Source organism: Catellatospora vulcania (assembly GCF_009720385.1).
In the GTDB taxonomy this organism is placed as follows: Bacteria; Actinomycetota; Actinomycetes; order Mycobacteriales; family Micromonosporaceae; genus Catellatospora; species Catellatospora vulcania.
Genome location: NZ_WARX01000001.1, coordinates 231,537 through 257,537, shown reverse-complemented (window position 1 = coordinate 257,537; position 26,001 = coordinate 231,537). Strand labels below are relative to the sequence as shown.

The following is a 26,001-nucleotide window of genomic DNA, read 5'->3' as shown; positions in this document are numbered from 1 at the left end:
CGTGCCCACCACCGCGTATGTCATCGACTGGCCCGCCGCGGGACGGCTCGCGGTGATGCCCCGTCCCGCGGGCGGGGAACGGCTGCCGGACGAGGTCGACAGCCTGCGCCGCAACGGGGTGGACACCGTGGTCTGCGCGCTGACCGCCCCCGAGTGCGGCCTGCTGGGCCTTTCCGGCTGGGAACAGGCGGTGCGCGCGGCCGGGATGCGGTTCGTCTCCTTCCCCATCCCCGATTTCGGCGTGCCGGACTTCACCGCGTACCGGGAGCTGACCGGGCGGCTCGCCGAGGAGGTGGCGGCCGGGCGGTTCGTGCTGGCGCATTGTCACGGCGGCGTCGGCCGGGCCACCGTCATCGCCGGCGGGGTGCTGATCCGGCTCGGCGCGAGCGCCGCGGACGCGATGGCCGCGATCGGTGCGGCACGAGGGCTTCCGGTGCCGGAGACCGAGCCGCAACGGGCGATCCTGGCGCGGTTGGCCGGGATGACGGGTCCCTGCTAGACCTGCGCCCCGCGTGCCGCAAAGCGCGGCGGGGCAAGCGATGCCGCGATACGTGCACTGTGGAGTGGTCACATCGGCAGTCATAGCAATTTGACTTTTTTACGGATTTCGCCAGCACATGGGTCTTTTGCGGCGCACAGTGATGTCTGGAGCAGCAGTGCGCGGACAAAGCGCCGTGGCCACCGCTGTTTCGCGGTTCCGCCGGAGACATTCCGGCAGGACGTTCCCGTGAGGAGGACAAGCGATGGCCGTAGCCAAGGCCGCAGCGAAGAAGGCCCCAGCGAAGAAGGCCGCTGCCAAGAAGGCGGTAGCCAAGAAGGCGCCGAGCCGGCCGGCCGCGGCGAAGAAGGCCGCGCCTGCCAGGAAGACCTCGCCCGCCAAGAAGACCACGACAGCGCGGAAGACGACGACGGCGAAGAAGACCACCGCCAAGAAGACGTCCCCGGCCAAGAAGGCCACCGCGAAGAGGACCACCGCGGTCAAGAAGACCACGGCCGCGAAGAAGACCACCGCCGCGCGCAAGACCACGGCGGCGGCCCGCAGCACCGGCGTCAAGAAGGTGACCGCCGCGGTGAAGAAGACGGCGGCCAAGAAGGCCGTGACCGCCAAGAAGACCACTGCCGCCAAGAAGACGACGCCGATGAAGAAGGCCGCGGTGGCCCGGAAGACGACGACGGCGAAGAAGACCACCGCCGCAAAGAAGACGTCCCCGGCCAGGAAGGCCACCGCGGTCAAGAAGACGACCGCGGCCAGGAAGACCACCGCCGCGAAGAAGACCACGACCGCGCGTAAGACCACGGCGAAGAAGGCGACCGCCAAGAAGACCACGGCGGCGGCCCGCAGCACCGGCACCCGGACGATCACTGCTGCGGTGAAGAAGACGGCTGCCGCGAAGAAGACCACGGCTGCCAGGAAGTCGACGCCGATGAAGAAGGCCGCGGCAGCCCGGAAGACGACCGCCAAGAAGGCGTCGCCTGCCAGAAAGTCCACCGCCGTGAAGAAGACCACGGTCGCCAAGAAGTCCTCGCCCGCCCGCAAGGCGACGGCCCGCAAGACGACCACGGTCCGCAAGACGACGGCCGCGAAGAAGACCGCACCCGCGCGCAAGGCGACCGCCCGGAAGTCGGCCACCGCCAAGAAGACCACCATCGGGGTGAAGAAGACCACCGCCACCCGCAAGGCGACCGGGGCCAAGAAGATCACCGCGGCGGTACGCCGTACCGCCACCGGCCGCACCACGGCGAAGAAGGCCATGGCCGCCAAGAAGGTGACGCCGATGAAGAAGGCGACCACCGCCCGCAAGAGCGCGCCGGCCCGCAAGGCCATGGCGAAGACCGCCCCGGCCCGCAAGACGACCATGCGCAAGACGGCCATGAAGAAGATGACCCGCAAGGCCGTGCGTTAGCGGGGCAGTGTCGCCCTGATCGGTGTCATCCACAGCGTGACCTGCGGATGGCACCGAGTCGCGTCCCCGACGGCGGTACCGCCCGTACGGGCGGGGCGGCGGCTCGCGGACACCTGGTAAGAATGACCAATGGCATACCGCCGCCTGCACGCCGAGGCCATCGACTTCACCGCACTGCGTCACGAGCTGGAACTGCCCGACGGCTTCCCGCCCGCCGCGCAGGCGCAGGCCGAGGCGGCGGCCGCCGAGGTGAAGCTGCCCGACGCCGACCGCACCGAGCTGCCCTTCGTCACCATCGACCCGCCCGGCTCGCGCGACCTCGACCAGGCCGTGTGCCTGTTCCGCCGGGACGGCGGCTACCGGGTGCACTACGCCATCGCCGACGTCGCGTCGTACGTGGTGCCGGACAGCCCACTGGAGGCCGAGACCTGGCGGCGCGGGCAGACCGTCTACCTGCCCGACGGCAAGGTGCCGCTGCACCCGCCGGTGCTCAGCGAGGGCGCGGTCAGCCTGCTGCCCGGCGTGGACCGGGCCGCGGTGGTGTGGACGATCGACGTCTCCGCCGACGGCGACACGGTCGGCGTGCACATGCAACGGGCGCGGGTGCGCAGCCGGGCCAAGCTCGCCTACGAGGGTGTGCAGGCCGATGTGGACAAAGGCATGCTCGCCGAGCCGATCGCGCTGCTGCCGGAACTGGGAAAGCTGCTGACCGCGCGGGGCCTGGCGCGCGGCGCCATCAACCTGCCCATGCCGGAGCAGGAGATCGAGCCGCACGGCGACGGCTGGCAGCTGCGCCTGCGCGCCCCGCTGCCCGCCGAGGAGTGGAACGCCCAGATCTCGCTGCTCACCGGCCGTGCAGCCGCGGACATCATGCTGGCGGGGCGGATCGGCCTGCTGCGCACCATGCCCGCCCCGGACCCGGAGGCGGTGGCCCGGCTGCGCGTGGCGGCCAAAGGCCTGGGCGTGGACTGGCCTGCGGACATGACCGTGGGCCAGGTGCTGGCCCGGCTGGACCCGGCCCGGCCCAAGGACGCCGCCTTCGTCGACGAGGCCGCGGAGCTGCTGCGCGGCGCGGGTTACACGGCGTTCGCCGGGCAGCTGCCGGACCAGCCGTTGCACAGCGCGGTCGCGGCGGCGTACGCCCACGTGACGGCCCCGCTGCGGCGCCTGGCCGACCGGTACGTCACCGAGGTGTGCCTGGCCCTGCACGACGGCCGTGAGGTGCCCGCCTGGGCCGCCGCGGCGCTGCCCGAGCTGCCCGCCGTCATGTCCGGCACCGACCGGGTCTCGTCCGCCGCCGAACGCGGCGCGATCGACCTCGTCGAGGCGACCATCCTGGCCGACCGCATCGGCGAGACCTTCCCCGCGACCGTGCTGGACACCAACCACGGCAAGCCCGGCGGCACGGTGTCCCTCACCGAGCCCGCCGTCCGCGCCCGCTGCGACGGCCAGCTCACCGCGGGCGACCAGATCACCGTCCGCCTCACCCAGGCCGACCCGACGAAGCGCCTGGTCCGCTTCACCCTCGCCTAGCACGAAGGAAGGGCACCTTCACATCGCTATGCGTTGTAGAAGGTGCCCTTCTTAACGCCTGTCAGGGCCTGGGCAGCAGGTGGGCGGTGTCGTTGACGGAGCGGACCGAGATGCCGCCGTCGGGCCAGACGTCGACGATCGAGATGCCCGCCGGGTCGAGCAGCAGCCGGTACAGGAAGGCGTCACCGGCCGCGAGCGCGTCCCGCAGGATCAGCTTGATCGGCGACACGTGCGACACGATGACGACCGTCTGTCCCTCGTACGCCTTCTGCAGCCTGCCCATGGCCCCGCGCACCCGCTTGGCGACCTGCTGGAACGACTCGCCCTTCGGCGGCGCGACCGACGTCGAGGCCAGCCAGGCGTCCAGCTCGGCCGGGTACTGCTCGCGCACGTCGCTGAAGGTCAGGCCCTCCCACACGCCGAAGTCGCACTCGATCAGGTCGGCCTCCACGCCTACCGGGATGCCGCCCGCGGCCGCCGCGATCGCCGCGCCGGTGGCCCGGCACCGGCTCAGCGGCGAGGTGACCACCCGGTCGGGGCGCAACCCCGCGACGCGCCGTCCGGCGGCTGCGGCCTGCTCCTCCCCGATCGCCGACAGCGGCACGTCGCCGCGCCCGGAGTAGCGCTTCTGCGCGGTCAGCGCGGTCTCCCCGTGCCGCACCAGCACCAGCCGGGTGGCCGGGGACGTGCGCGGCGCCCAGTCCTCGCGGGGCCGCGCCGACGCGGCGGCCTCCGCCTTGCGCCCCGCCGACGTCACAGTGGCGGACAAACCCGCTGCCCCGTCCGCCTCGGCGATCCCCGGGTAGGCGTCGGAGTCCCATGCGGTGACGATCCCCAGGGCCGTCGTGCCCTCCTCGGCGACCGCGCCGCCGCGCGCGGCCGCGTCCATGGCCGCGTTGGCCAGGGCGTCGGCGGCGCGGTTGCGCTCGCGCGGGATCCACGTGTACGTGACCTGGTCGAACTTGCGCACCAGCGTGGCCACCTCGGCCGCCAGCGGGCGCAGGCCCGGGTGCTTGATCTGCCAGCGGCCGGACATCTGCTCGACCACCAGCTTGGAGTCCATCCGGGCCTCGACCTGCGACGCGCCCAGCTCGGCGGCGGCCTCCAGCCCGGCGATGAGCCCCCGGTACTCGGCGACGTTGTTCGTGGCCACCCCGAGGGCGGCGGCCCGCTCGGCGAGCACCTCGCCGCTGGCCGGGTCGCGCACCACAGCCCCGTACCCGGCCGGGCCGGGGTTGCCGCGCGCCCCGCCGTCGGCCTCGATGATGACCTTCCCGATGGTCACAGGCCGGACTCCGCGGTGCGGACCATGATGCGCCGGCACTCCTCGCAGCGCACGACCTCGTCCGGCGGGGCCGCCTTGACCCGGTTGCGGTCCGCGCCGAACAGCTCCAGGCGGCAGCCGCCGCAGCGGCCGTGCTGCACCAGGGCAGCGCCGAGCCCGCCCGACGACTCACGGATCTTGTCGTACAGCTGGACCAGCTCGGCAGGCAGATCGGCGGCCAGCGGGCGGCGGGCGTTCTGCTTCCACTCCGCCTCCTTGGTGATCTCGGAGACGGCGTTGTCCCGGCGGTTCTCCGCGGCGATGCGCTTCTCCCGGGCGACCGAGATCTTCTCGTCGACGGAGTCCAGCGCGCCCTGCGCCGACTCGCGCTTCTCCATCAGCTCCAGCTCGGCGTCCTCCAGCTCGCCCTGCCTCCGCTTGAGCGAGCCGATCTCGTGCTCCAGCGCGGTCAGCTCCCGCGCCGGCAGCCGGCCGTCGACGAGGCGCTGCTGGTCCTTGGCCTGGCGCTGGCGTACGGTGTCGACCTCGCGTTCGAGCCGGGCGATGTCGCGGTCCAGGTCGTCGACGTCGACCTCGGCGCGGGCCCGTTCGTCCTCCAGCCGGCCGATGGCCTTGCCGAGCACGTCCAGCTCGGCGATCTCCGGCAGGCTCTTGCGCCGGTGCGCGAGCTGCTGCAGCGTGGTGTCGATCGCCTGCAGGTCGAGCAACCGCTGCTGGTCCTTGGGGTCGGCCTTCACGTCGGCACTCCTTCTTTCGCGGTTGTCCAGTTGTCAAAGGCCACGTTCAGGCGACCGGGTCAAGTGTCGCGCACGCGTGGAAACCGAACGGATCGGTCGTGGTCTCGGAGACGATGGTCTCAAGTCCGGTCGCCGCGCGCAGCCAGGCCGCCAGCGGCGTCAGCCAGGGCCGCTCGGTGCCGTAGTGACCCGCGTCGACCAGCGCCGGGCCGCCGGTGGCCAGCAGGTCGGCGACGCGGTGGTGTTTGAGGTCGCCGGTCAGGTAGACGTCGGCTCCGGCGGCGACCGCGTCGGGGATGAACTCGTCGCCCGAGCCGCCGCAGACCGCGACGGTGGACACCGGCCGGGACGGATCGCCCGAGACGCGTACGCCCCAGCTCGCGACCGGCAGCGCCGTGGCCGCGAGGTGCGCGAACTCGCCCAGGGTGAGCGGCGCGGGCAGGCGGCCGACCCGCCCGAACCCGCGGCCTTCCTCGGTGGCCCGCAGCGGGCGGGTGTCGGTCAGGCCGAGCAGGTCGGCGAGCGCGTCGCTGACCCCGGGCTTCGCGACGTCGGCGTTGGTGTGCGCGACGTACAGCGCCACCCCGTTGCCGATCAGGTCGTGCACGATCCGGCCCTGGTAGGTGGTGGCCGCCACCGACGACACGCCGCTCAGCAGCAGCGGATGGTGGGCGATGATCATGTCGGCGCCGGCGTCGAGCGCCTCGGCGACCGTGGCCGGCAGCACGTCGACCACCGCCAGCACCCGAGTCACCGGCTGCTCCGGGCGTCCGGTCACCAGCCCGACGCGGTCCCACGGCTCCGCCCACCGGGGCGGGAACTCGGTCTCCAGCAGGGCGGTGAAAGACGCGACAGTCCAGGTCACCCGGACAGACTACTGCGCAGCGGGCGGCCTGCCGTGTGGCGCGGGCGGCTCAGGCTCCCGGCGGGCAGAGCTTCTCCACCGCGTCCAGGGCCAGCGTCCAGCCGAACTCGTGACGGTACGCGTCCCCCTCGCCGGGAGCGGGCAGTTTCAGCACGTCGTCGCCGTACAACACGGTGATGCCCCAGCCGCGCAGCCGGACGATGTTCTCCTGGAACGCCGGGTGCCGGGCCATCGCCGCGTTCGTGAACGGCATCGCGACGATCGGCAGCCCCTTGCCCTGGCTCTCCACGATCAGCCCCAGCGCCAGCGTGTCCGCGATGCCGGCGCCCCACTTGTTCACGGTGTTCACCGTCGCCGGCGCCACGATCAGCGCGTCCGGCGACGGGAGCACGTCGGGATCGCCGGGATTCTTGTACGTGCTGCGCACCGGGTGCCCGGTCTGCGCCGCGAGCGCCGGCACGTCGACGAACTTGCGCCCGTCCGGCGTGACCACGACGCACACGTCGTACCCGCGCTCCTGCGCGAGCCCCACCAGCAGCCCGACGTCCCGGGTCACCGGTGATCCGCAGGCGATGACGTAGAGCACCGTCACACGCCCACCCCCATCTGCTCGGCCAGCTCCGCCAGCGCGGCGGTGGGCGTGCCGCGGGTGCGCCGCAGCACGTCGCTGAGCACCTCGTGCGCGATCGGCCGGCAGCGGATCTCGGCGGGCGCCAGCAGGTCGCCCTCCAGCAGCATCTCCCCCGCCCGCTCGACCTCGCCGACCTGCGCGAAGCCGCGCGCCATGTCGAGGTAGTGGTGGGCCCGGCGCTCCGGCAGCAGCGCGTTGAACGCGGCCGGGTCCAGCCCGTCGTGGATGGAGATGGCCAGGCCGCCCTCGCCCAGCTCGACCGCGGCGGCGGCCCGGTGCACCAGCACGTTGGTCGGGCCGAAGCTGGTCCAGTAGTGGTTCTTGTCGCCGCCCAGACCGGCCGCCGCGTCCGCGGCCGCGGACAGCAGGTCGCGCATGGTCGCGCTGTCGCCGATGCAGGAGGCCGCCATCGCGCCCTGCAGCAGCAGGAAGCCGTACACCGACAGCTGGTCGTCGGCCGTCTCGCCCGGGGTCGGGCAGAGCCGGTTGGCGATGTTGACGTTGACCTCCAGCGCCGCCCGGTGCCGGCCCAGGGCCCGCAGCGCGTTCGCCACCCGGGTGGTGGCCACCCCGGCGAGCAGCTGGTCGCCCGCCCGCTGCGACACCGCGATGGAACGGTCCGCGGCCAGCCAGCTCAGGTCCAGCTCGCCGAGCTTGCGCAGCACCGACGAGGCCAGCTGATACACCTGGCCGAGCAGGTGGGCTGCCTCACGGGAGTCGTCGGAGTGGGCGTACGCCGTGTCGGCGGCCTGGGCGTCGCGCAGCAGCTTGGGCAGCGCGCGGGCCAGCACGCCGTAGCGGCCGTGCTCCCAGGTCTGCCAGGCGTGCAGGGCCGCCTTGCGCATCTCCGCGATCGGCGGCGGCTCGGGGGCCGCGTAGAAGAACGCGCTGATCTGGTCGTAGCGCTCCAGCGCGGAGCGGATCTCGGCGACCTCGATCTGGTCGATGCAGTTCATGCTGTCGGGGCGGCGCTCCGGGTCCTTGCCCAGCAGCAGCTGGACGTCGAGCTGGAGCACGTCGGCGATCTCGTACACGACCGAGAACTTGTCGAGCCGGCGCACGCCGCGCTCCACCTTGTCGACCCAGCTCTTCGACTTGCCCAGGCGGTCGGCGAAGACCTGCTGCGACATCTTGCGGCGGTTGCGCCAGTACGACACCCGGCGGCCTATCGGCAGCTCGTCCATCCTCCAGCCCTCCCCTCATCGGGTCGGTCTGACCGAGTCGCACAGTCTGTGCGCCCACATCCGGTCCGACACTCGTATCTTCAGATGCAAGTTGCAGTTGGACAATGCATTCAGACGGTTGCTCTGGACTGTTGTCGATGTAACGACGACTCGGCGCGTCGGTGACGGCTTTCGTGGATGTCGATCTCTAGGATCGACGCCCTTAACCCGGAAGAGGGGGTCGGACTCATGCGGTGGCCACAGGCGCCGTTCGGCAGAGGCCTGTTACGGCGGCGGTTGCGCCTGGCGGCGCAGCGTTTCGCCGACCACGGCTGGTCGGTGATGCCCGGCGGATACTTCAACGGCCGACGCATGGCCTGCGACCGCGTGAACTGCTTCGCCACCAGCAGCCACCCGCTGTACGACGACTGGGAGACCCGGACGAGCACCAGCTCCGAGCAGTTCGACGAGTGGTGGAGCGAGCGCCCGCACGCACTGCTGCTGCCCACCGGCCACGCCTTCGACGTGCTGGAGGTGCCCGCCCTGCTCGGCTCACGGGCCGTGTGCGGGCCGCCGACCGGCCCCGGCCGCGCGACCTCCGCGGGCCACGTGCGCGGACCCGTCGCGGTCACCGCCACGGGCAGCTGGATGTTCCTGATGCGCTCGGGCGGCACGCTCGCCCCGGAACTGGACCACCGGGTCGACGTGGTGCGCCACTCGCTCGGCTCGTGGATCCCCGCCCCGCCCACGGTGCTGCCCGACGGGCCGATCCGCTGGAAGGTGTCGCCGCAGAGCATCGGCTGGCAACTGCCCGACCCGGACGAGTTCCAGGCCGCCCTGGTGCAGGCACTGGTGGCGCTCGACGCCTCGTTCCTGGACCTGCCCGTCACCGCGCGCCGCCGGCTCGCCCCACCGGCCCTGCCCCGGCCCGCCGCCCTCAAACCCACCCCGACCCTGCGCCGAGCCGTCTGAGCAGCAGCCCTTCCACCCCTCGAACCCGCCTGGTGACGTGCACCGGGCAGCGACCGCCCGGCAGCGCGGTCGTTAGGTGAGGTATCGAGGAGGTCCGACATGGCACCTGACAACGTAGAACGGCACCTGGCGCACGTCGAGTCCCAATTTGGGGTCATACGATCGTCGGCAGCGCGCTGGGCAGGCACCCGACCCGCCGGAACCCGCCCGCACGGTTCCCGCCCTTCGGGATCCCGCCCCACCAGCACCCACCGCCCCACCCGCTGACAGGCGAAGGAAGGGCACCTTCCCATCGGTTTTCGTAGAGGAAGGGCACCTTCTTAACTCTGCTTAACTCCGGACCACGCGGACGCTGGTGCGGAATCCTCGTCTCAGCGTCGCGGCTTCGGTGACGATGCGGCGTACCTCGTTCGGCTGACGTGACACGAACGAGGGCGTGAAGTGCAGTACCTGCACACCGTGCCGCCCGAGCACGTTGTGCCGCTCCAGCGAACGGGCCCAGTCCTCGGGGCTCAGATGGAACTCCCGCGAATCCACCTCGATCGCCAGCGCCGCGCCCGGCAGGTAACCGTCGGGCGTGGGCAGCGGCGTCCCGTCAACCAGCGCCAGCCGCGGGTTCCACAGCACCGTGCCCAGCTCCGGCCGGTTGGCGAGCAGTGCCCGCGCCTGCGCCTCGGGAGCCGAACGCGCCCCGCCGGCGATCTCGGCGAGGACCTTGCGCACCACCGCGGTGCGGCTGCGCGCGGCTCGCCGGATCTCGTCGTCTAGCCCCTTCAACGGCACCCGGAAACGCTGCACCGCCTCGGCCATGACCGCCCGGACGACGCGCAGCTCGCGCACCTCCCGGCAGGTGTCGACGACCGCGCGGGCCGGGCTGACGACCCGGTAATGGTCGGTGTGCCGGGCCCGGTGGTCCAGGGACAGCGCCCGCTTGACGATGGCGAAGCCGTTGGAGCGGCAACGGGTCGCGTGCGGGACGAGCAGGGTCACCTCAGGCGCGGGCGGCAGGGCGCGGAAGCCGTACCAGGTCAGTGCGCTGGGGCCGGTGATCTGCGCGTCGGGGCCGGCGTACAGCGCGGCCGCGGCCCGGCGCTGCTCGTCGGTGAGGGTGCCGCCGTGCACGCAGTAGACACCGGACAGCACGCGCTGCCAGCGGCCGGTCTGGATCCGGCGGTAGATCATCATGTCGGTGTGCCCGGCGGCGAGCACCTGTGCGCGGGTCACCAGCTGCTGCTGGCGGTGCGCCAGCTCGTCCAGCACGGCGGCGGAGTCGGAAGTCATGCACGGCAGGGTCGCCGCGCCTCCGAGGGCTGGACAACCATGCGACCCGGGCTGCCTGTGGACAACCCACCGCTTGTGGACAACCACCGCCGACCGGTGTTGATCTGCTATGCCGCCACCTGCGCGCGAACGGCGGGCGAATTCCCTCCAGCCGGATCATCCCAGCTCAAGACACTAATGACGTTAAGAAGGGCACCTTCTATAACGCGGAGCGTTAAGAAGGTGCCCTTCCTTTGCACTCAAAAGCGGTTAGAGGGTGGAGGTCCAGCCGTAGGGGTCGGCGGCGCGGCCGTACTGGATGTCCACGAGGGACTGGCGCAGGCCGGCGGTGACCGGGCCGGTGCCGCCGTCGCCGAGCTTGAACTCGCCGTCGACGCCGCGCACGGTGCCGATCGGGGTGAGCACGGCGGCGGTGCCGCAGGCGAAGGTCTCCACGATCTCGCCGCTGCGCGCGCCGTCACGCCACTCGTCGATGGTGACCGGGCGCTCCTGCACGTCGCGGCCCTGCTCGCGGGCGAGCGTGATGATCGAGTCGCGGGTGATGCCGGGCAGGATCGACCCGTTCAGCTCCGGCGTGAACATCGAACCGTCCTTGCGGACGAAGAAGACGTTCATGCCGCCAAGCTCGTCGACGTACTTGCGCTCCACGGCATCGAGGTAGACGACCTGGTCGCAGCCGTTCTCGGCGGCCTGGGCCTGGGCGAGCAGCGAGGCGGCGTAGTTGCCGCCGCACTTGGCCGCCCCGGTGCCGCCGGGCGACGCCCGGGTGTAGTCGTCGGACACCCAGATGGTGACCGGCTTGAGGCCGCCGGAGAAGTACGGCCCGACCGGTGAGGCGATCAGGCAGTACAGGTACTCGCGGGCGGGGCGCACACCGAGGAAGACCTCGCTGGCGTACTGGAAGGGGCGCAGGTACAGGCTGCCCTCGGCGCTGGTGGGGATCCAGTCCTGGTCGATGCCGACGAGCTGCCGGACCGAGCTCAGGAACAGGTCCTCGGGCAGCGGGGCCATCGCCATGCGGTGGGCCGAGGCGGCGAAGCGGCGGGCGTTGGCGTCGGGGCGGAAGAACCCGACCTGGCCGTCGGCCCGGCGGTATGCCTTCATGCCCTCGAAGATCTCCTGGGCATAGTGCAGTACGGCCGTGGCCGGGTCCATCGGGATCGGCGCCCGTGCTTCGACGCGCGCGTCGTACCAGCCTTTGCCCTCGGCGTACCGGATGGTCACCATGTGATCGGTGAAGATCCGCCCGAAACCGGGATTGGCCAGCAGCGCTTCGCGCTCCGTGGCCGATACCGGCTGCGAACTCGGACGGATCTCGAAGTCGATCGTGCCACCGCCACTCATGCGCGCTGCCCTCCATCGTTCGGGGATCTGGGGGAAAACTTACCTCTAACGGTCGTTCAACCCCAGCCCGGTCGATGACCTGGGCAGTTTGTACGCATCAGCCCCGGTCACCGGCGGACCGAGGCCCGACGGTCATGCTACGAGTACGGATACCCGGTCGCCGACCTCGGCGGTGCGGATCGGCTCGCCGGTGCGCCCGGAGAGCTCGGTGGACACGGCCTCTTCGATTTTGCGAGCCTCGTCGGGATGGCCCAGGTGCTCCAGGCACAGCGCCACGGACAGGATCGCCGCCACGGGGTCGGCCTTGCCCTGGCCCGCGATGTCCGGTGCGGAGCCGTGCACCGGCTCGAACATCGACGGGTACGCCCGGGTCGGGTTGATGCAGCCGCTGGCAGCCAGGCCGATGCCGCCGGTGACGGCGGCCGCGATGTCGGTGAGGATGTCGCCGAACAGGTTGTCGGTGACGATCACGTCGTAGCGCTGCGGGTTGGTCACCATGAACATGGCGGCGGCGTCGACGTGCTGGTACTCCGTCGCGATGTCCGGGAACTCCTCGGCCACCTCGGCGAAGGTGCGCGCCCAAAGACCGCCCGCGTGGGTAAGCACATTGGTCTTGTGCACCATGGTGACCTTGCGGCGGGTGCGGCCGCCGGCCCGCGCGAAGGCGTCGCGGATGACGCGCTCCACGCCGTGGCGGGTGTTCAGGCTCTCCTCGGTGGCGATCTCCGCCGGGGTGCCCCGGTGCAGGCCGCCGCCGGCGCCCGCGTACAGGCCCTCGGTGCCCTCGCGCACCACCACGAAGTCGATCTCGCCCGGCTTGACCCCGGCCAGCGGTCCGCTGGTCCCGGGCCACAGGCGCGACGGGCGCAGGTTGACGTACTGGTCGAAGTCGAAGCGCAGCTTCAGCAGCAGGCCCCGCTCCAGCACACCCGGCGGCACGGACGGGTCGCCGACCGCGCCGAGCAGGATCGCGTCGTGCTGGGCCAGCTCGTCGCGCACCGAGTCCGGGAACACCTCACCGGTCCGGTGGTAACGCGCCGCGCCCAGGTCGTAGGGAGTCGTCTCCACGCCCGGCAGCACCGCGTCGAGGACCTTCAGCCCCTCCGCCACCACCTCGGCGCCGATCCCGTCCCCTGCCACGACCGCAATACGCATGCCAGCCCGCTCCCTACCGCTCATGCCCACATGTCTACCGAACGTTAAGCCCCACTCCCACCCAACGGTACATCCGTTCCAGAATATGGAATCTCATCACGGGTTGCGGTGGTCGCCGAGGAGGCGGCCGCTACGGATCAGCGGGCGCTTGGACACGCCGCGTACAGCTCGACCGGGGTCCTCGCCAGGCTGGCTGCTGCGGACGAACAGGGTGACGGTGACCGCCGGGGCGAAGCCGTTGCGCGACATCAGCGTCGCCGAGGCGCTGTTGGACGACTCGACGTCGGTCACCACCCGGCTCGCCCCGCCCGCGAACAGCGCCTCACAGCACGCGTTGACCAGCCGTCCGGCGATACCCCTGCCCTGGTACGCCGGATCCACCGCGATCCACTCCAGGTAGCCCCAGTCGTCGCGCAGCTCGAACGTCTGCGAGCCGAGCACGAAGCCGACCACCTTCGTGCCGTCCAGCGCGACCCAGCAGGCGCTGTCCCCGCTGTCCAGGTGCTCGGCGACGGCCGTCAGCGACCACGAGGTGTACGGCTTCACGGTCGTGTCGAAGACCCGGTAGCCGAGGTCCAGGACCTGACGCAGGTGCTCGAAGCCGACCGGCTCGATGACGATGTCCGTCTGGGACGACTCACTCATGCCGGAATGCTGCCACGTGCTGGCCCCCATCGGCCGGATTACGGCCGCCACCAGGGCCGCGAGGCACCGGCGTTCACTGTTGTGAGATAACTAACCGATCGGTCGTTCTTATTTGTTGCTAGCCTGCCGCCATGAAGGCAGCGATATTCCTTACCGGCCGGCTGCTCAACGCCGCCGCCGTGGTCGCCCCGCCGCTGGCCCGGCGAGCCGCGTACACGCTCTTCTTCCACCCCACCGGTCGCGCCCCGGTACACCCCCGCGAGCAGGACGCGCACGCGGCCGCCACGGTCGGACGGGTCGATCTCGACGGTGTCCCGGTCATCACCTACACCTGGGGCGACGGCAGCCGCCCGGTGCTGCTGGTGCACGGCTGGAGCTCGCGCGGCTCCCGCTTCGCCGGCATGATCGCCGACCTGCTCGACCGGGGCTTCAGCCCGGTGACCTTCGACGCGCCCGGCCACGGCGACTCCGGCGGCGCCACCACGAACCTGCTGCAGTACGAGCGCATCATGCGCCTGCTGCAGGAACGGCACGGCGACTTCGCAGCGATCGTCGCCCACTCGTTCGGGGTGCCCTGCGCCTTCCACGCGCTGCGCGGCGGACTGCGCGCCGGACGCCTGGTCGCCGTCGCCGGTCCGGCCGAGTTCGAGCACCTCGTCACCGAGTTCTCCCGGCAGCTGCGGCTGCGTCCCGCGCTGGCCGCACACCTGCGCGACCACTCGGTGCGCGATCTCGGCGTCGCCGACCTGTGGCAGCGCTTTTCCAGCGTGTTCGCGCCCGAGGCGCTGACGATCCCGCTACTCGTCGTGCACGACACCGACGACGACGTGGTCGGCGTCGACCACGCCCGGCGGATCCATGCCGCGTACCCGGGATCGCAGCTTCTGATCACGAGCGGCCTGGGCCACCGCCGGGTCCTCGGCGACCCGCAGATCGTAGGCCCGGTGGGCGCGTTCCTCGACGGTCACCACCAGCCCCAGTCGCCCTGGACGGCGAACTCCGCCGCCGGCGGGTGAGTCGCCTGGTAGGCCAGCGCCGCGGCGAGCAGCTCATCAGCGGGTTCGCGCAGGAGCCGCTCGTCGACGACGATCCAGCGGTTGCCACTGCGCAGGCCCCACAGCAGATACCGGCGCAGCGGGCGCGGGTAGGCACTCCGGGCCACGATCCGGTCGGGGTCGCGCACCTGCACCGCCAGGCCCACGCCGTCGCGCCGGCTCGGGCCCACCGTGTGCAGGCCGGTCACCTCGGTCCAGGGGACGGTGGCCCGCAGCCGGCGGATCCAGATGCCCGACTCGTCCACCCGCACCGCAGGCCCCCGGTCGAAGGGCTTCAGCCGGTACGCATGAACCAGGCCGATCGACGCGGGGACGAGGATGGTGAACGCCCACACGATCGCCCACCCGCCGACCGCGCCCCAGTCGAGCGGTTCCCCCGGGAACATCTCCGCCTGCATGTCCTGCTCGAAGCGGATCGAGGAGACCACCAGCGACAGGTAGGTCACCGGCACGCCGAACACGAGCAGGGCGATGATCGGCGAGCCGAGGCCCGGCTGCCGCACCGCCGTCGGCACGGCCCCGCGCGGGTTCCGCAGCGCGGCGGCCACCCGGGCGGGTGCGACCAGCCGGGCCCACCGGGAACCGGCCACCTCCACGCCGAACATGACTGCCGCGGCCAGCGCCACGACCGCGATGCCCGCCAGCGCCGCCCGGGACTCGGCCGCGGAGCGGAAGCCGGTCGTGCGGAAGGTCCCCGGCCACACCAGCGGCAGCAACGCCACGACCGTCCACGTCAGCCACCGGCTACGGCGCAGCCAGGCGTGATGGCGGACGACCATCGCGTCCTGCACGGCGGGGTCGGCGGGCACCGCCCCGGCCCGGCCCGCGCGAAGGGCTTGCGCACGCAGGGCGTCCGGCAGATCGCGCCACGCGGTCCCGGGCTCAGGCATCGGCATGGCGGTCATGATGACGCGGCCGCGCAACCTGCCGGGGTACGGGTAGACAATCGGCCCGATGAGCTGCGGCAACAGCTCATCGGGCCGATCGGTGCTCGTCTGGCTGCTCGTCACCCGCGTCGGCAGAGGTCACCCGAAGACCCGTCCCGGACGTGTGGCGAGCGTGTCCGCAGTGGACACCTGTGCAGGTTACCCAGCGAACAACACGCTACGCAAGCGTGTGCTCACTCTTCGGTGAGATCCACCGCGCTGACCGATACCGCGCCGATGTTCTCGGCGGCCCGCTGCAGCAGGTCCGCCGCGACCGGCGAGTCGACGGTCAGCGTCATCAGCGCCTCGCCACCGGCCTCGCGCCGGGCCACCTGCATCGCCGCGATGTTCACGCCGACCGCGCCGAGCACGGTGCCGACCGCGCCGACCACGCCGGGCCGGTCCTGGTAGCGGAAGAACAGCAGGTTGCCGTCGGCGTCCAGCTCCAGGTCGAAGCCGTCCAGTTCGGTCAGCTTGATCTGCTCGCGCAGGCCGTGCGTGACGACCGCTCCAGCGACCGAGACGGTGCGGCCGTCCGGCAGCGCGCCGCGTACCGTCACCAGGTTCTTGTGCTCGTTGGCCTCAGGGTTGGTGGTCAGGTCGATCTCGACGCCCCGGTCGGCCGCGATCAGCGGCGCGTTGACGTAGGTGACCTGCTCCTCGACGATCGCGCTGAACAGGCCCTTGCTGGCGGCCAGCTTCAGCACCGACACGTCGTGCTGGTTGACGATCTCGCCCCGCACCTCGACGGTGACCCCGGCCGCGACGCCACCGGCCACGGCCGTGAAGACCTTGCCCAGCTTCTCGGCCAGCGGCAGCAGCGGCCGCACCTCCTCGGCGACCAGGCCGCCGGCCTGGACGTTGACCGCGTCCGGCACGAACTCGCCCTGCAGCGCCAGCTTGACGCTCTTGGCCACGGCCAGGCCGGCCTTGTCCTGCGCCTCGTGCGTCGACGCGCCCAGGTGCGGGGTCGCGACCACGTTGTCGAACGCGAACAGCGGCGACGAGGTGCACGGCTCCTTGAGGTACACGTCGACGCCGACGCCGGCGACCCGGCCCTCGGCCAGCGCCTCCGCCAGCGCGTCCTCGTCGATCAGCCCACCACGCGCGGCGTTGATGATCCGCACGTCGGGCTTGACGAGCTGGAGCTCCTTCGCGCCGATCAGGCCGACGGTCTCCGGGGTCTTCGGCAGGTGGATCGAGATGAAGTCGCTCTCGCGCAGCAGCTCCTCCAGGCCGACCAGGCGTACGCCGAGCTGGGCCGCGCGGGCCGGCTGCACGTACGGGTCGTACGCGATCAGGCGGGTGCCGAACGCGGCGATGCGCTGCGCGAACAGCACGCCGATCCGGCCCAGGCCGACCACGCCGACGGTCTTGCCCTGCAGCTCGACACCGGTGTACTTCGAGCGCTTCCACTCGCCGTTCTTCAGCGCCGACGACGCCGAGGCGGTGTTGCGGGCGACGGCCAGCAGCAGCGCGATGGCCTGCTCGGCGGCCGAGACGATGTTGGACGTCGGCGCGTTGACCACCATCACGCCACGGGCGGTGGCGGCGGGCACCTCGACGTTGTCCAGGCCGATGCCCGCGCGGGCGATGACCTTCAGTCGCGGCGCGGCGGCGATGGCCTCGGCGTTGATCTGGGTGGCACTGCGCACGATCACGGCATCGGCTTCGGCCAGCGCGGCAAGCAGTGCCGCCCGGTCCGTGCCGTCGACGTGACGTACGTCGAAGTCGTGCGCCAGCACGTCGAGCGCGGCGGGTGCGAGTTCTTCGGCAATGAGAACGACGGGAGTCACAGCTTGCCTCACGGAGAGAGTTGGATGACTTCAGCCCGGTTCGCCGCACTGCGTTTCGGGCCCTACCCACGCGATGCTACGGGCTCCCGGGTGCTTCGCATGTCCAAGCCACCGCGTGACGGTACTCACGTTCGTGCTGCTCAGTCCGTTTCCGGCCGTCTCTGGAACCGGTCAAGAACGCGGTGAAGCACGGGGAAAGCGCTGACCGGGCGAAACGACATGATCAGAAAAAACCGGGCCGTGCCCAGGGATCGCCTGGGCACGGCCCGGTAAGCCCGGCCGCAAGGTTGCGCGGCCGGACACCTATGGGAGAGGAAAGTCTTTACGCGGTCTCGGTGATCGGCCGGTCGACCCAGCTCATCATGGCCCGCAGCTTGGCGCCGGTCTCCTCGATCGGGTGAACCGCGCCCTGCTCCTGCAGCTTGGTGAAGTTGGGGCGGCCGTTGTCGTCCTCGGCGACCCACTCACGCGCGAACTCACCGTTCTGGATCTCGCCGAGGATGCGCTTCATCTCCTCCTTGACCCGGCCGTCGATGACGCGCGGGCCGCGGGTGACGTCGCCGTACTCGGCGGTGTCGGAGACGCTGTAGCGCATGCGGGCGATGCCGCCCTCGTACATGAGGTCCACGATCAGCTTCAGCTCGTGCAGGCACTCGAAGTACGCCACCTCGGGGGTGTAGCCCGCCTCGGTCAGCACCTCGAAGCCCGCCTGGACCAGCGCGGACGCGCCACCGCAGAGGACCGCCTGCTCGCCGAAGAGATCCGTCTCGGTCTCCTCCTTGAAGGTGGTCTTGATGACGCCGGCCCGGCTGCCGCCGATCGCCTTGGCGTAGGACAGCGCCAGCGCCTGCGCGCCGCCGGTCGGGTCCTGCTCGATGGCGATGAGGCAGGGCACACCCTTGCCGTCGACGTACTGGCGGCGCACCAGGTGGCCGGGGCCCTTCGGGGCGACCATGGCGACGTCCACGTCCGCGGGCGGGGTGATCAGGCCGTAGCGGATGTTGAAGCCGTGGCCGAAGAAGAGCGCCTTGCCCGAGGTCAGGTTCGGGGCGATGGACTCGGCGTAGATGAAGCGCTGCGCGGTGTCCGGCGCGAGGATCATGATGACGTCGGCCTCGGCCGCCGCCTCCGCCGGCGTGACGACGCGCAGGCCCTGCTCCTCGGCCTTGGCGCGGCTCTTCGAGCCCTCCTTGAGGCCGACGCGCACGTCGACACCCGAGTCGCGCAGGGACAGCGCGTGGGCGTGACCCTGGCTGCCGTACCCGATCACCGCGACCTTGCGGCCCTGGATGACGGACAGGTCCGCGTCGTCGTCGTAGAAGATCTCAACCATTTTTCGTTCCCTCTCAAGGTCACTCGCCGGGCCAGGGCATCTTCGCCCCGACCACCGGCAGTCGGTGCACGCGGCCGTCCCGCGTCCCACCTGTTGATCGTCTTGTCCCGCCCCGGGCCCCACCCCTTGCCGCAACTCTTAACGAGTCGCGGCCTCAGAACCCCTCCCCTGCCGCAAGTCTCAAAGACTTGCGGCCTCGGAGGGCCACTGTCGGCGCGACTCTTTAAGAGTTGCGGCGGGAGTGGGGTGCGGGCCGGGCGGCCCGCCGGGCGGGTGGGTGGTCAGGCGGCCAGGCGCAGGGCCGGGTTGGCGGTGATGCTGCGCGAGCCGCGGCCGATGGCGACCAGGCCCGACTGCACCATCTCCTTGATGCCGTACGGCTCCAGGTCGCGCAGCAGCGCGTCGAGCTTCTCCGCGGTGCCGGTCGCCTCGATGGTGAGCGCGTCGGGGGCCACGTCCACGACCTTGGCCCGGAACAGCTCGACCGTCTCCAGCACCTGCGAGCGCACCGGGCGGTCGGCCCGGACCTTCACCAGCAGGAGTTCGCGCTGCACCGCGGTGGCCGGCTCCAGCTCCACGATCTTCAGCACGTTGACCAGCTTGTTGAGCTGCTTGGTGACCTGCTCCAGCGGCTGCTCGTCGGCGTTGACGACGACCGTGATGCGGGAGACCTCGGGGTGCTCGGTCTCCCCCACCGCCAGCGAGTCGATGTTGAACCCGCGCCGCGAGAACAGCCCCGCCACGCGCGCCAGCACACCGGGCTTGTTCTCGACCAAAACAGAGAGCGTGTGCTTACTCATCAGAGGTCATCCTCGTCGAAGGTCGGGCGGACGCCGCGGGCGAACTGGATCTCGTCGTTGCTGGTGCCGGCGGCGACCATCGGCCACACCATCGCGTCCTTGCCGACCACGAAGTCGATGACCACGGGCGCGTCGTTGATCGCCATGGCGGCCTCGATCGTCTTGTCGACGTCCTCGGCCGACTCGCAGCGCATGCCGATGCAGCCCAGCGCCTCCGCGAGTTTCACGAAGTCGGGGATGCGGTGCTTGTGCGTGCCCAGGTCGGTGTTGGAGTAGCGCGAGTCGTAGAACAGCGTCTGCCACTGCCGGACCATGCCCAGGTTGCCGTTGTTGATGACGGCCACCTTGATCGGGATGCCTTCGAGCGCACAGGTGGCCAGCTCCTGATTGGTCATCTGGAAGCAGCCGTCGCCGTCGATCGCCCACACCACCGCGTCGGGCCGGGCCACCTTGGCGCCCATCGCGGCCGGGACCGCGTAGCCCATGGTGCCCAGGCCGCCGGAGTTGAGCCAGGTGGCCGGCTTCTCGTACGAGATGAACTGGCTGGCCCACATCTGGTGCTGGCCGACACCCGCCACGTAGACGGCGTCCGGACCGGCGATCTCGCCCAGCCGCTTGATCACGTACTGCGGGGCGAGGGTGCCGTCCTCCGGCTCCTCCCAGCCCAGCGGGTAGCGCGTGCGCAGATCGTTCAGCTGCGCCCACCACTCCTCGCGAGGCGGGTGGGCCTCGGCCTTCAGCGCCGCGATCAGCTCTTCGAGCACGTGCTTGACGTCGCCCACGATCGGCACGTCCGCGTGGCGGTTCTTGCCGATCTCGGCCGGGTCGATGTCGGCGTGGATGACCTGGGCGTCCGGGGCGAAGCTGTCCAGCTTGCCGGTCACCCGGTCGTCGAAGCGCGCGCCCAGCGTGATCAGCAGGTCGCTGCGCTGGAGGGCGTACACCGCGGACACCGTGCCGTGCATGCCGGGCATGCCGACGTGCTGTGCGTGCGAGTCGGGGAACGCGCCCCGGGCCATCAGCGTGGTCACCACCGAGATGCCGGTCAGCTCGGCCAGCTCCAGCAGCGCGTCGGTGGCCTGCGCCTTGATCACGCCGCCGCCGACGTACAGCACCGGGCGCTTCGCCGCCATGATCAGGCGGGCCGCCTCCCGGATCTGCTTGCCGTGCGGGTGCAGGGTCGGCCGGTAGCCCGGCAGGTCCAGCGCCGGCGGCCAGCTGAACGTGGTCTGCGCCTGCAGCACGTCCTTGGGGATGTCGACCAGGACCGGGCCGGGCCGGCCGGTCGCGGCCAGGTGGAACGCCTCGGCCAGCACTCGGGGCAGGTCGTCGGGCGACTGCACCAGGAAGTTGTGCTTGGTGATCGGCAGCGTGATGCCCTGGATGTCCGCCTCCTGGAAGGCGTCGGTGCCGATGGACGGGCGGGCCACCTGACCGGTGATCGCCACCAGCGGCACCGAGTCCATGTAGGCGTCCGCGATCGGGGTGACCAGGTTCGTCGCCCCCGGCCCCGAGGTCGCCATGCACACCCCGACCTTGCCGGTGGCCTGGGCATACCCGGTCGCGGCGTGGCCGCCGCCCTGCTCGTGGCGGACCAGGATGTGGCGCAGTTTCGAGTCGAACAGCGGGTCGTACGCGGGCAGGATGGCGCCACCGGGAATGCCGAAGACCACCTCTACCCCGAGCGCCTCCAGGGACTTGACGAGGCTCTGCGCTCCGGTGGCCGCGACGGGGGCGGACTGGGCGCTGGTGGCGGCGGGGGGCGCTGATCGTTGCGCCGCGGCCCGCTGGGCCAGGGACTCCGGGCTGGGTCTAGTCATTTTCCGATCACCTTTGGCATCTGGAAGGTCTCAGGTCGTCCGGCCAACAAAAAAGCCCTCGTGCAAAGTTCGCACGGGGGCCAGCGCACTCTCGTCAGTGGGAGAGTGCGCTCAGGTAAGTACTCGGGCGGACGGCCGAGAAGTCGACATGGCCTCAGCTTGACGCATCTCAGCCGATGAGTCAACTGCTCCCGGATGTTGGGACGGCCGTGTCGTGGCGTCCCGCTGAGCTGCTGTTCGCCTCGCTGACGCGAGACGGCGGGAGCCCGTTGAGCGGCTGCCCCAACGGCAGCGACTTGGCTGGTGAGGTGCTGTTGCCCGGGGCGCTCTGCGCGCTGGGAAGCATCTTGGTCGGGGTCGCCGCGCCACCCGCGGGCGGCACGCTCGGCAGCGGCCGGGCCGGTGCCGCCGGCAGGGCCTTGGGGCCCCCGTTGGCGGAGGACGCCAACCGTGCTTCCAGGTGCTCGGCGGGCACGCCCATGCCGAACAGCTGGCCCTGCCCGTACGGGCAGCCGGTCGCCTCGACCAGGCGGCGGTGATGCGGCTCACTGATGCCCTCGGCGATCACCTGCAGGCCGAGGCGCTGCCCGAGACGCACCGCGACGTCCACCATCGGCGCGCCCGGCCCGTGGTCGGACGGCGCGTCGATGACCAGGTCACGGTCGATCTTGAGGATGTCCACCGGCATCTGGCGCAGCTGTCCCAGCGACGAGTAACCCGCGCCGAAGTCGTCCAGCGCGATGCGCAGCCCCAGCGCGCGCAGCGCGGCCAGGGTGCGCCGGAACTCGTCCAGGTCGGTGGCCACGGCGTGCTCGGTGACCTCCAGCACCAGCCGCGACGGCGGCACCCGGTGCTTGCGCAGCACCTCCTTGACGCCGGTGACGTACTTGGTGGAGTGCAGCTCCCGCGGGGAGATGCTCACCGACACCCAGACGTCGTAGCCCTCCTGCACCCAGCGCGACAGCTGGCGGCAGGCCTGGTCCAGCACCCACGCGCCGAGCACCTGGATCTGGCCGGTCTCCTCGGCGATCGGGATGAACTCCAGCGGGCCGACCGGGCCCAGCTCCGGGTGGTTCCAGCGGATCAGCGCCTCCGCGCCGACCGGGCGGGTCGACGGCAGGGCCACCACCGGCTGGTAGGCCAGCGACAGCTCCTGGCGGTCGATGGCCCCGCGCAGCTCGTGCTCGATCGCGGTGCGGCGGCGCAGCTGCTTGTCGTACACCTCGTCGTAGAGCTCGACCCGGTTCTTGCCGCGCTGCTTGGCGGCCCGCAGCGCCAGGTCTGCGTTGCGCAGCAGGGTCGGGATGTCGTCGGCGGCCCCGCACCCGGCCAGGCCGATGCTGGCCGACAGGAAGATGTCCGCAGCCCCGTGCTGGTACGGCCGGGACAGCACGGCCAGCAGGCGCTGGGCGACCTTCGCCGCCTCGCCCGGCTTGCTCCACATCAGCACCGCGAACTCGTCGCCGCCCAGCCGGGCCGCGAGGTCGCCGGGACGCAGGTTGAGCCGCAGCCGCTGGCCGACCTCGATCAGCACCGCGTCGCCCGCGTCGTGGCCGCGCATGTCGTTGACGTTCTTGAAGCCGTCCAGGTCCAGGGTGAGCAGCACGCACGGCGGGCCGCCCGCGGCGTCGAGATACATGGTGCGCAGCAGCCCGCGGCGGTTGGCCAGGCCGGTGAGCGGGTCGGTGTGCGCCAGCTCCCGGAAATGCGACTCGCTGTCGGCCAGCCGGTTGTTGGCCTTGCGCACGTCCACCACGGCCAGGTACTGCCGGCCGACCATGAAGAAGCCGTTGAAGATGCCGACCAGGGCGGTCACCAGCTCGATGCCCATGTTGCGGCTGTACCCGAGCACCGCCACGATCGAGATCGTCAGCACCGGGGCGAGGCCCGTGGCCAGGCCGGAGCTGGGCGAGACCGACTCGGCGTCACTGGCCCGCGGCGGCGGGGGCGGCCCGACGAACCACAGCCCCGCGCCGATGGGGACGGCCAGCGCTCCCGCCAGCACCACGAGTGTCACGCCGTAGCACGCACCGCCAGCGATGCCGGTCATGCCCAGCGACAGCAGCCCCGCGCCGACGCAGTGCCGCAGCAGCGGGCCGCGGCGCAGCTGGGCGCGTACCACCAGCACCGCGCTCAACCCCAGCACCACGCTGCACAGCACCGAGGCCACCAGCACCGGCACGCACGCCCCCGGCACCGGGTGGTGCCCGGGCTTGTCCGGAGCCAGCACGAAAGTCCAGGCCACGATGAACAGGCCGGAGGCCACCATCAGCGATTCGAGCATCAGCCGCAGCCGGGCGCCGTCACCCACCACCTGGTCGGTGATCTCCAGCAGCGCGGCCACCAGCAGCAGCGCCGCTATCGACGCGGGCAGGCCGAGCAGGCCGCCCAGCACCATCCGGCTGCCCAGCCGGTCCACCCAGCCGTCCGGCCAGCCGGCCGTGTGCAGCCACGCGATCGGGGCGGCGAGTGCGTACACCATCAGCGCACCGGCGGTCAGCCGGTTCGCGCGGACGACCAGGCCGTGCTGGTCGACCAGCCGATTCGTCGCCAGTGCCCAGACCACAGGCACAGCGGTCAACACGCTCGCCAGTACGGCTATCGCGAGCCCCGGGGGGAGGTCCACGTCACCACTCTGCCGCAGCTATGAGCACAAAGCGAGACACGTTGTGCGACATTCCCGCATCACCACCGTCCCGGGGTGTGGACACAACAATGCTGAGCTGGGCGCGTGCTCGGACGAGTGACACACTTACGACATGCCCGAGCTGCGTTCCCGCACCTCCACTCACGGTCGCACCATGGCCGGCGCCCGCGCGCTGTGGCGTGCCACCGGTATGACCGACAGCGACTTCGGCAAGCCGATCATCGCCGTCGCCAACAGCTACACCCAGTTCGTGCCGGGGCACGTACACCTCAAGGATCTCGGGGGTCTGGTCTCCGACGCGATCGCCGAGGCCGGCGGTGTCGGCCGCGAGTTCAACACCATCGCCGTAGACGACGGCATCGCCATGGGCCACGGCGGCATGCTCTACTCGCTGCCCAGCCGCGAGCTGATCGCCGACGCGGTCGAGTACATGGTGAACGCGCACTGCGCCGACGCGCTGGTCTGCATCTCCAATTGCGACAAGATCACGCCCGGCATGCTGCTGGCCGCACTGCGCCTCAACATCCCCACCGTGTTCGTCTCCGGCGGCCCGATGGAGGCCGGCAAGACGGTCGCCGTCGAGGGCGTCGTGCACACCAAGCTCGACCTCATCGACGCGATGATCGCGGCCTCCAACGACGCGGTCAGCGACGAGCAGCTCGGCCAGATCGAGCGGTCCGCCTGCCCGACCTGCGGCTCTTGCTCCGGCATGTTCACCGCGAACTCGATGAACTGCCTCACCGAGGCGATCGGCCTGGCCCTGCCGGGCAACGGCTCCACGCTGGCCACCCACGCCGCCCGCAAGGCGCTGTTCGAGCAGGCCGGCACGCTGATCGTGGACCTGTGCAAGCGCTACTACGACGGCGACGACGCCTCCGTGCTCCCCCGGGCCGTCGCCAGCCGCGAGGCGTTCGAGAACGCGGTCGCGCTCGACGTCGCCATGGGCGGCTCGACCAACACGATCCTGCACCTGCTGGCCGCGGCCCGCGAGGCCGAGATGGACTTCAGCGTCGGCGACATCGACGCCATCTCGCGGCGGGTGCCGTGCCTGGCCAAGGTCGCACCGAACAGCCAGCAGTACCACATGGAGGACGTGCACCGGGCCGGTGGCATCCCCGCCCTGCTGGGCGAGCTGAACCGGGCCGGGCTGCTGCACACCGGCGTGCACGCGGTGCACTCGCCGGACCTGGCCGGCTGGCTGTCCGATTGGGACATCCGCAGCGGCGCGACGCTGCCCGAGGCGGAGCGGCTGTTCCACGCCGCGCCCGGCGGGGTGCGCACCACGCAGCCGTTCAGCACCGAGAACGTGTGGTCCACGCTGGACACCGACGCGGCCAACGGCTGCATCCGGGACCTGGCGCACGCGTACTCCGCCGACGGCGGCCTGGCCATCCTCTTCGGCAACCTGGCCCCGGACGGCGCGGTCGTGAAGACCGCGGGCGTCTCCGAGGAGAACCTGCGCTTCACCGGCCCGGCGAAGGTGTTCGAGTCGCAGGACGACGCGGTCACCGCCATCCTCGGCGGCGAGATCGTGGCCGGCGACGTGGTCGTCATCCGGTACGAGGGCCCGCGCGGCGGCCCCGGCATGCAGGAGATGCTCTACCCGACCTCGTTCCTCAAGGGCCGGGGCCTGGGCAAGGCCTGCGCGCTGATCACCGACGGGCGTTTCTCCGGCGGCACCAGCGGCCTGTCCATCGGGCACGTCTCGCCCGAGGCGGCCGGCGGCGGCCTGATCGCGCTGGTCGAGAACGGCGACACCATCGCCATCGACATCCCGGCCCGATCGATGGTCCTGGAGGTCCCCGAGCAGGTGCTCGCGGAGAGGCGTATCGTTCAGGACAAGCGGGAAAAACCGTACACCCCGGCCGACCGGCAGCGCCCCGTCAGCGCAGCCCTCCGGGCGTACGCCTCGATGGCCACGAGCGCCAGCGACGGCGCCTACCGCCGAGTCCCGTAGAGCCCTCAGTCCCCCGCGCAGGCACGCCCCCGCGGGAGGACTCCCTCACGCTGGTTGACCATGAACCCAAGTTCATGGTCAACCAGCGTGCCCAGGCCCATTCGCTTGGGTTGATCATGAACTTATGGCACGGCTCGACGGCGTGTCATGTC

Annotated in this window: 21 protein-coding genes; 6 read left to right on the top strand and 15 right to left on the bottom strand. The window is 71.3% G+C overall.

From position 1 onward, the window contains the following. The first annotated feature begins 1 nt into the window (after position 1). From F6W97_RS20340 to F6W97_RS20330, 3 genes are all read left to right on the top strand, one after another. Positions 2–499, top strand: coding sequence for a protein-tyrosine phosphatase family protein (locus F6W97_RS20340; RefSeq protein WP_155372041.1), 498 nt, complete (start codon positions 2–4; stop codon positions 497–499). A 244-nt stretch (positions 500–743) separates the two neighbouring features. Next, complete coding sequence (locus tag F6W97_RS40190; RefSeq protein WP_196279247.1) at positions 744–1,904, top strand: hypothetical protein; 1,161 nt, start codon at positions 744–746, stop codon at positions 1,902–1,904. A 129-nt stretch (positions 1,905–2,033) separates the two neighbouring features. Then, entirely contained in the window at positions 2,034–3,437 is a 1,404-nt protein-coding gene (locus tag F6W97_RS20330; RefSeq protein ID WP_155372040.1) for an RNB domain-containing ribonuclease, read from the top strand. Positions 3,438–3,498: 61 nt separating this feature from the next. Here F6W97_RS20330 and F6W97_RS20325 read toward each other — a convergent pair whose 3' ends face one another. Genes F6W97_RS20325 through F6W97_RS20305 form a run of 5 tightly spaced genes read right to left on the bottom strand, consistent with a single transcriptional unit; the run spans position 3,499 to position 8,139 of the window. Beyond that, positions 3,499–4,722: a bifunctional RNase H/acid phosphatase gene (locus tag F6W97_RS20325; RefSeq protein ID WP_155372039.1), complete on the bottom strand. Its 1,224-nt coding sequence runs from the start codon at positions 4,720–4,722 to the stop codon at positions 3,499–3,501. Then, positions 4,719–5,459, bottom strand: coding sequence for a zinc ribbon domain-containing protein (locus tag F6W97_RS20320; RefSeq protein ID WP_155372038.1), 741 nt, complete (start codon positions 5,457–5,459; stop codon positions 4,719–4,721). Before F6W97_RS20320 ends, F6W97_RS20325 begins: the two co-directional genes overlap by 4 nt. A gap of 46 nt (positions 5,460–5,505) precedes the next feature. Beyond that, positions 5,506–6,324: a Nif3-like dinuclear metal center hexameric protein gene (locus F6W97_RS20315; RefSeq protein ID WP_155372037.1), complete on the bottom strand. Its 819-nt coding sequence runs from the start codon at positions 6,322–6,324 to the stop codon at positions 5,506–5,508. Between the two features lie 49 nt (positions 6,325–6,373). After that, the gene (locus F6W97_RS20310) at positions 6,374–6,916 is read right to left on the bottom strand and encodes a flavoprotein (protein ID WP_155372036.1); all 543 of its coding nucleotides are present in this window, start codon (positions 6,914–6,916) and stop codon (positions 6,374–6,376) included. After that, positions 6,913–8,139, bottom strand: coding sequence for a helix-turn-helix domain-containing protein (locus tag F6W97_RS20305; RefSeq protein WP_155372035.1), 1,227 nt, complete (start codon positions 8,137–8,139; stop codon positions 6,913–6,915). The genes F6W97_RS20310 and F6W97_RS20305 overlap by 4 nt, the downstream gene beginning before the upstream one ends. Before the next feature lie 228 nt (positions 8,140–8,367). Between F6W97_RS20305 and F6W97_RS20300 the strand changes: the two genes are divergently transcribed. Further along, positions 8,368–9,090 carry a bifunctional DNA primase/polymerase gene (locus F6W97_RS20300; protein WP_155372034.1) on the top strand — a complete coding sequence of 241 codons (723 nt, stop codon included), beginning with the start codon at positions 8,368–8,370 and terminating at the stop codon, positions 9,088–9,090. A 330-nt stretch (positions 9,091–9,420) separates the two neighbouring features. Here the strand turns inward: F6W97_RS20300 and F6W97_RS20295 are convergent, their stop codons facing one another. The 4 genes from F6W97_RS20295 to F6W97_RS20280 form a co-directional block, all read right to left on the bottom strand. Further along, positions 9,421–10,371: a type IV toxin-antitoxin system AbiEi family antitoxin domain-containing protein gene (locus F6W97_RS20295; RefSeq protein WP_155372033.1), complete on the bottom strand. Its 951-nt coding sequence runs from the start codon at positions 10,369–10,371 to the stop codon at positions 9,421–9,423. 249 nt (positions 10,372–10,620) lie between these two features. Continuing rightward, a complete protein-coding gene (locus F6W97_RS20290) occupies positions 10,621–11,715 on the bottom strand; it encodes a branched-chain amino acid aminotransferase (protein ID WP_155372032.1) in 1,095 nt (364 codons plus the stop codon). Between the two features lie 132 nt (positions 11,716–11,847). Further along, a complete protein-coding gene (locus F6W97_RS20285; protein WP_155372031.1) occupies positions 11,848–12,870 on the bottom strand; it encodes a 3-isopropylmalate dehydrogenase in 1,023 nt (340 codons plus the stop codon). A gap of 96 nt (positions 12,871–12,966) precedes the next feature. Next, positions 12,967–13,515 carry a GNAT family N-acetyltransferase gene (locus F6W97_RS20280; RefSeq protein ID WP_155372030.1) on the bottom strand — a complete coding sequence of 183 codons (549 nt, stop codon included), beginning with the start codon at positions 13,513–13,515 and terminating at the stop codon, positions 12,967–12,969. A 131-nt stretch (positions 13,516–13,646) separates the two neighbouring features. On the opposite strand from F6W97_RS20280, the gene F6W97_RS20275 reads away from it, so the two are divergent. After that, positions 13,647–14,531: an alpha/beta fold hydrolase gene (locus F6W97_RS20275; RefSeq protein ID WP_155372029.1), complete on the top strand. Its 885-nt coding sequence runs from the start codon at positions 13,647–13,649 to the stop codon at positions 14,529–14,531. Here the strand turns inward: F6W97_RS20275 and F6W97_RS20270 are convergent. From F6W97_RS20270 to F6W97_RS20245, 6 genes are all read right to left on the bottom strand, one after another. Beyond that, complete coding sequence (locus tag F6W97_RS20270) at positions 14,480–15,466, bottom strand: hypothetical protein (protein ID WP_155372028.1); 987 nt, start codon at positions 15,464–15,466, stop codon at positions 14,480–14,482. The genes F6W97_RS20275 and F6W97_RS20270 overlap by 52 nt on opposite strands. 224 nt (positions 15,467–15,690) lie before the next feature. Further along, positions 15,691–17,292 carry a phosphoglycerate dehydrogenase gene (gene serA / locus F6W97_RS20265; protein WP_155372027.1) on the bottom strand — a complete coding sequence of 534 codons (1,602 nt, stop codon included), beginning with the start codon at positions 17,290–17,292 and terminating at the stop codon, positions 15,691–15,693. A 322-nt stretch (positions 17,293–17,614) separates the two neighbouring features. Further along, positions 17,615–18,625, bottom strand: a complete 1,011-nt coding sequence (ilvC, locus tag F6W97_RS20260; protein WP_144120462.1) for a ketol-acid reductoisomerase — start codon at positions 18,623–18,625, stop codon at positions 17,615–17,617. A gap of 281 nt (positions 18,626–18,906) precedes the next feature. Beyond that, complete coding sequence (gene ilvN / locus F6W97_RS20255; RefSeq protein WP_155372026.1) at positions 18,907–19,425, bottom strand: acetolactate synthase small subunit; 519 nt, start codon at positions 19,423–19,425, stop codon at positions 18,907–18,909. Next, the gene (locus F6W97_RS20250; protein ID WP_155372025.1) at positions 19,425–21,245 is read right to left on the bottom strand and encodes an acetolactate synthase large subunit; all 1,821 of its coding nucleotides are present in this window, start codon (positions 21,243–21,245) and stop codon (positions 19,425–19,427) included. Before F6W97_RS20250 ends, ilvN begins: the two co-directional genes overlap by 1 nt. Before the next feature lie 181 nt (positions 21,246–21,426). After that, positions 21,427–23,871, bottom strand: a complete 2,445-nt coding sequence (locus F6W97_RS20245) for an EAL domain-containing protein (RefSeq protein WP_155372024.1) — start codon at positions 23,869–23,871, stop codon at positions 21,427–21,429. A gap of 133 nt (positions 23,872–24,004) precedes the next feature. On the opposite strand from F6W97_RS20245, the gene ilvD reads away from it, so the two are divergent. Next, positions 24,005–25,849 (top strand): dihydroxy-acid dehydratase, encoded by a 1,845-nt coding sequence (gene ilvD / locus F6W97_RS20240; RefSeq protein ID WP_155372023.1) that lies wholly within the window; start codon positions 24,005–24,007, stop codon positions 25,847–25,849. The last annotated feature ends 152 nt before the right edge of the window (positions 25,850–26,001 follow it).